Origin of the sequence: Halochromatium salexigens, assembly GCF_016653295.1 — a bacterium.
In the GTDB taxonomy this organism is placed as follows: Bacteria; Pseudomonadota; Gammaproteobacteria; order Chromatiales; family Chromatiaceae; genus Lamprobacter; species Lamprobacter salexigens.
Window position 1 is genome coordinate 1 of sequence record NZ_NHSF01000092.1, and the last position, 5,577, is coordinate 5,577.

Sequence of the window (5,577 nt, forward strand, 5' to 3'; positions counted from 1 at the left end):
CCTTGCATCATCTCGGCTTTTGCTGCGTCAACTCTGCGATAATCAAATTGCTTTCGAGTAGATTAATTCGTGATTGATTGCAGATCTAATAATTAAATTCGCTTGAGCGGCTTCCTATACAGCGTCTAAGCTGATGCAGCTTCAACGATGCCGCCACCTGTCCTCCATCCCAATGTGTCGATAGGACAATTCTTCGATCGCACCGACTTCATTTTTCCAACCTACAATTAACGCCTTGCCTCTATGCCCTTCCGATTTCTTAAGCGCCTCTCGCAGTGCAGCTTTTTTGGAAGTAGCAGCTAGAGCTTCCCATGACTTACACTTACCCGTCTGGAAGATTGTCATCATATACATGTGTGCAACACCATTATTCAGATACAGAAGCAGGCATAAAATACGATCGGTCTGCTACCGTGAAACTGAAGCAGCAGCCCATAATCGGAGAGCACAATGGAAAATCGCAAGAAGACGACATCTCGGTATGTGACAGAGAACAATGGCGTTGATTGGGTTAGAGCCGTCAACGAGGCAAGTCTAAAAACCAAGCTGATCTGGGGCTTTTCAGGTTCAGTGATTCTTGCGTCGCTCTTATCCATGGCTGTCGTGGTTGGTAAAATGCGGCCAGATCGGTTCCATGACGACCCTAATGTTATGAAGTGCCCGGATGATGCAGTTGCGTTTGCTCAGTCACTACAGTTCGTGCGGAACCGTATTGCACCAAGGCAAGCGAACTTTGATCGCAGCACCTATACCGCTAACCGCACCTCGTCCGACTCTTGCGACTGGTACGTTAGTGGCCGGTTCGATACTGTCAACGCCTTCAATGCGCCAACCCGTGGTTACTGGAGCATTAACATGCGGCATGATGATGGTAACTGGTACGGTACTAGCCTACGCGTCTACTAAAACGTCAACGCTGATAGTACCGGCTTGGAAATCCATGCGCTGCTAGTTGATGTCGCGCACATAGATTTTCTCGTACTGAGAGATTGACGGGTCCTTCTACAGCCTGACATACCGAGGGTGGTTCGTGCCGTGGTGTCCCGGTAGATTCAGCTCGCTCAGGGCCGTTTGAAACTTGAGGATTGATGACATGGCGGACGATACCCGCAACGATGATGAAGCAGTGGTTGGTCTCGATGACGGGCTAACCGATCAGCAGCGAGAGGGGGCACGGCTGGCCGCCGCAGGCTGGAAGGGCACCGACATTGCTGAGAGTCTAGGGGTGCGACAGGAAACCGTTAGCCGCTGGCGCAAGCTGGCCGCATACCGTGCTGCGATCGAAGGCCACCTAGCCGATAGCCGCAACGCCACCGCTGGCAGGATGGCTGATCTGGTAGAACATGCCCTTGATGTGATCGAAGAACAGATGGACTACAAGCACGATCGGAGTATCAAGCTCAGGGCCGCGATTGCCCTGCTGCAGCTGTCCGGGCTAGGCCGTGCCATGGCTGCTGCACAATCGCCGCGATCGGGGCAGGCTGCTGCCGCTGCTGGGGGTGACTGAGTGCCGCCGCCCGTGGGTGACAGTAGGTGACACTTGATCGAGAGTTGTTCCCGGCTGCAGCTGGCCGTGCTGATTCCGACCGTGCAAGCAGTAGGGGCCGAAACACTGAGGATGACCGCTGTTGCGCCGCCCTGCCCGAAGCCCCGTCAATGCTGGGCTGCAGCCTGATCCGTGGGTGACACTATGGGTGACACTGCAGGACGCGAAAGGGGCTAATCTAGGCGACTGATGCGCCCTGATGCGTGTCTAAGTGATTGAAAAGTGGTGCCCAGGGACAGAATCGAACTGCCGACACGGGGATTTTCAGTCCCCTGCTCTACCGACTGAGCTACCTGGGCGAAGCCCTTTATTAGAACCTTTCGGTACGGTGGCGTCAAGAACTTTTCCAACAGAGCAGCAATTCCCGCTGTGTACGGCCGGCATCGTTCGAGACCGGCGCGGAGGTATTCAGCCCGAACAACGCCCGCTCTGACATCAGGTGGTCGACCAGTGCAATGTCGTGCCCGGGGGCCGGGCCACTGGCCAGGGGGCCAGGGGTCAGGGATCTGGGCAAACGCGCCTCCGGCCGTACGCAGCAGCTCCTCGGCGCTGAGGGCCTTGCGGCCAATCGGTAGCAAGTCAGTAGTCCGCTCAGTCATTCAGCAGCGCGGCGACCTAGCTCCGGCTCCTCGGCTCCGGCGGCGGCACCTGCGACACAGGGCTGGCGTTCAATTCCGGACTCGGCCATGGCCACGGCGCGGAAGATGGCGCGGCCCTTGTTCATGGTCTCCTTCCATTCAAGATCTGGCAGCGAATCGGCGACCACGCCCGCCCCAGCTTGAATATGCAGCTGCCCATCCTTGATCACTGCGGTGCGAATCGCGATCGCGGTGTCCATGTTGCCGTTGAAGGCCAGATAACCGACCGCGCCGGAGTAGACGCCGCGCTTGATCGGCTCGAGTTCGTCGATGATCTCCATCGCGCGAATCTTCGGCGCACCGGAGACGGTGCCGGCCGGGAAGGTCGCGCGTAGCACGTCCATCGCGCTCATGCCGTCCTTGAGCTGCCCGGTGACGTTGCTGACGATGTGCATCACATGCGAGTAGCGCTCGACGATCATCCGATCGGTCAGGGTGACACTGCCGATCTCGGCGACGCGGCCGCAGTCGTTGCGCCCGAGATCGATCAGCATCAGGTGCTCGGCCAGCTCTTTGGGGTCGGCGAGCAGTTCCTGCTCGAGCGCCCGATCCTCGTCCTCGGTGTAGCCGCGGCGACGCGTGCCGGCGATCGGGCGCACGGTGACCACGCCCTCCTCGAGCCGGGTCAGGATCTCGGGCGAGGAGCCGACGATCTGGAACGCGCCCAAGTTCAGGAAATACATGTAGGGCGAGGGATTGAGTCCGCGCAGCGCCCGATAGAGATCGAGCGGGCGCGCCCGGTATGGGATCGAGAGCCGTTGCGAGAGCACCACCTGCATGCAGTCGCCCTCGAGGATGTAGTCCTTGATGCGCTCGACCGCCTGCTTGTAGCCGGCCTCGGTGAAGCCGGAGACGAAATCGGTCTCATCGATGCGCCGACCGCCGGCGGTCGGATCGCGCGGGGCACCGCGCTGCATGCGCTGCACCAGGTCATCGATGCGGCGCTGGCCCGAGTCCAGGGTGTCGCCAGCGCTCGGGTCCAGATGCACGATGATGTACATCCGCCCCTGCAGGTTGTCGAAGACCACGACCTCTTCGGACACCATCAACAGGATGTCGGGCGTGTCCATGGCGTCCGGGTTCGGGCAGGGATCGAGCCGCGGTTCGATGTAGCGCACGGTGTCATAGCCGAAGTAGCCGACCAGGCCGCCGGCGAAGCGCGGCATGCCGAGATGCTCGGCGACCTTGAAGCGTTGCTGAAAGGCCTCGATCCAGGCCAAGGGATCGGTGGTCTCGGCCTCTTCGACGATGGCGCCATCACGCTCGATGATGATCCGGTGGCCATAGACCTTGAGCACGCTGCGGCAAGGCAGACCGATGATCGAGTAGCGACCCCATTTCTCGCCCCCCTGCACCGACTCGAACAGATAGCTGTAGGGCGCGTCGGCCAGCTTCAGATAGCAACTGAGCGGGGTATCGAGATCGGCGAGGACCTCGCAGATCAGCGGGATGCGGTTATGGCCCTGCGCGGCGAGGGCGTGGAGATTCTCGGGGGTCATCGGGCGGACTCCAGACGATGCGGAAACCAAGGGCGGGCTCGAAGTCGGTATTCGGGCGGCGCCATCGCCTGCGATGGAGGCAGTGCTCGAGACTCAGTGGGCAGGCACTGGGCTCTGGAACCTGATTTTGGTAGGTCGAGGTCAACATGGCCATCTGTGCCGTGCGCTTGAATGCGATGCTGGGGTGCGAGATTAGGCCAGCAACTCGCCGAGTTCAGGGAAGGCATCGATCACGGCATCGGGCTCGGCGTGGCGGATGTCGTCGCCGTGATTGTAGCCATAGCTGACGCAGATGATACCGAATCCCGCCGCCCGGGCAGCCCTCACATCACTCACCGAATCACCCAGCATCAGCGACGCAGCCGGTTCGATACCAAAGTGCTCTGCGGCATGCAGCAGCGGCAGCGGGCTCGGTTTCTTCTCGGGCAGCGTATCGCCGCCGATCACCAGCTCGAACGCCTTGCGGATGCCGACTGCCTGGAGCAACGGCTCGGTAAAGCGGGCCGCTTTGTTGGTCACGCAGCCCAGGCGATAGCCGCGCCCGCACAACAGATCCAAGCCCTCACGCACACCGGGATAGAGCACTGAGCGCGCCGAGACCTGCTCGGCGTAGAGATCAAGGAAGATCGGCAATGCGCGCTCGAGGTCGGCGGCATCCGGCTCACCATCGAGCGCGCCGATCAGAGCGCGCGCCACCAAACGCTCGACGCCGTTGCCGACCCATTGACGTACCGCCGCCTCACCGCATGGCGGGCGCCCGAGCCGGGCCATCATCGTATCGATGCATGCGCTCAGATCCGGCACGCTATCGACCAGTGTGCCATCGAGATCGATCAAGACCATGCTGGGACGGAAAGGAAACTGCATCGGGACTCTGAACCCTTAACTCAGCGGTTCACCCCAGCCAAGGCCTCGCGCATCTGGCCGATGATGCCATCGTAGCGGTGCGGATCGCTGTCCTGGCCCTTACCGAAGATGCCCGAGCCGGAGACGAAGGTATCGGCGCCCGCGGCCTTGATCTCGGCGATATTGTCGACCTTCACGCCACCATCGATCTCGAGGCGGATATCGCGACCGCTGGCATCGATCATCGCCCGCACCTCGCGCAGCTTATCGAGCGCCGAGGGAATGAAGCTCTGGCCGCCAAAGCCCGGGTTCACCGACATCAGCAGCACCATGTCGACCTTGTCGAGTTCGTACTTCAGGTAGTCCAGCGAGGTGGCCGGATTGAACACCAGACCGGCCTTGCAGCCCTCGGCCTTGATCAGTTGCAGGGTCCGATCGATGTGCTCGCTGGCCTCGGGATGGAAGGTGATGTAGCTGGCCCCGGCCTGGGCGAAGTCCGGGATGATGCGGTCGACCGGTTTGACCATCAGATGCACATCGATCGGCGCGGTGACGCCATGCTTGCGCAGCGCCTCGCAGATCAGCGGGCCGATGGTCAGGTTCGGCACATAATGGTTGTCCATGACGTCGAAATGGACGATATCCGCGCCGGCGGCGAGCACATTGTCGACCTCCTCGCCAAGGCGCGCGAAGTCGGCGGAGAGGATGGACGGGGCGATCAGGTCTTCTGCTGCGGCCATGGGGAGCCTCCGGTTAGCGGCATCGAGCAATTCAACCAGCATCGTGCCAGGCAGGAAAAAAGACGCCTAGTGTAGCCGATCGGTTGGAATCTTTCAGGTCGCTCGCCTCAGAGCACAGGGCGAAACCGTTCTGACTCTGACTGACCAGCAGTTGAGGGATTTACCCTCGATTCTGGACAATTCCCTTCGTCTGGTCCAAACTGCCCGCCACTGTTGGTTGGCGAGGTAGCGGCGTGAACGTGCACGACATCACCCTGCGCCCGGTCGCGCACGAGGAAGAGCCGCGCTTCAAAGCGCTGCTTGATGCG

6 protein-coding genes and 1 tRNA gene are annotated in these 5,577 nt (G+C 60.7%); 2 read left to right on the plus strand and 5 right to left on the minus strand.

Annotated elements, in window-relative coordinates; translation table 11 throughout:
* Nucleotides 1–450 precede the first annotated feature (450 nt).
* Entirely contained in the window at nucleotides 451–906 is a 456-nt protein-coding gene (locus CCR82_RS17950) for a hypothetical protein (RefSeq protein WP_201247185.1), read from the plus strand.
* Between the two features lie 187 nt (nucleotides 907–1,093).
* Nucleotides 1,094–1,507 (plus strand): helix-turn-helix domain-containing protein, encoded by a 414-nt coding sequence (locus tag CCR82_RS17955; protein WP_201247186.1) that lies wholly within the window; start codon nucleotides 1,094–1,096, stop codon nucleotides 1,505–1,507.
* Between the two features lie 262 nt (nucleotides 1,508–1,769).
* Here CCR82_RS17955 and CCR82_RS17960 read toward each other — a convergent pair.
* The 5 genes from CCR82_RS17960 to CCR82_RS18290 all read right to left on the minus strand — a co-directional run.
* Nucleotides 1,770–1,845: transfer RNA gene (locus tag CCR82_RS17960), tRNA-Phe, on the minus strand.
* A 296-nt stretch (nucleotides 1,846–2,141) separates the two neighbouring features.
* The gene (trpE, locus tag CCR82_RS17965) at nucleotides 2,142–3,683 is read right to left on the minus strand and encodes an anthranilate synthase component I (RefSeq protein WP_201247187.1); all 1,542 of its coding nucleotides are present in this window, start codon (nucleotides 3,681–3,683) and stop codon (nucleotides 2,142–2,144) included.
* Between the two features lie 192 nt (nucleotides 3,684–3,875).
* On the minus strand, nucleotides 3,876–4,550 hold the full coding sequence (locus CCR82_RS17970) for a phosphoglycolate phosphatase (protein WP_201247188.1): 675 nt from the start codon (nucleotides 4,548–4,550) through the stop codon (nucleotides 3,876–3,878).
* 20 nt (nucleotides 4,551–4,570) lie between these two features.
* A complete protein-coding gene (gene rpe, locus CCR82_RS17975; protein ID WP_201247189.1) occupies nucleotides 4,571–5,269 on the minus strand; it encodes a ribulose-phosphate 3-epimerase in 699 nt (232 codons plus the stop codon).
* Between the two features lie 107 nt (nucleotides 5,270–5,376).
* A partial coding sequence (locus tag CCR82_RS18290; RefSeq protein WP_207191044.1) for a hypothetical protein occupies nucleotides 5,377–5,577 on the minus strand: 201 nt, incomplete at its 5' end.

Excerpts from the sequence above, each read along its gene's own strand:
- trpE (WP_201247187.1), bottom strand. The coding sequence starts at position 3,683 with ATGACCCCCGAGAATCTCCACGCCCTCGCCGCGCAGGGCCATAACCGC.
- CCR82_RS17955 (WP_201247186.1), top strand. The coding sequence starts at position 1,094 with ATGGCGGACGATACCCGCAACGATGATGAAGCAGTGGTTGGTCTCGAT.
- rpe (WP_201247189.1), bottom strand. The coding sequence starts at position 5,269 with ATGGCCGCAGCAGAAGACCTGATCGCCCCGTCCATCCTCTCCGCCGAC.
- CCR82_RS17970 (WP_201247188.1), bottom strand. The coding sequence starts at position 4,550 with ATGCAGTTTCCTTTCCGTCCCAGCATGGTCTTGATCGATCTCGATGGC.
- CCR82_RS17950 (WP_201247185.1), top strand. The coding sequence starts at position 451 with ATGGAAAATCGCAAGAAGACGACATCTCGGTATGTGACAGAGAACAAT.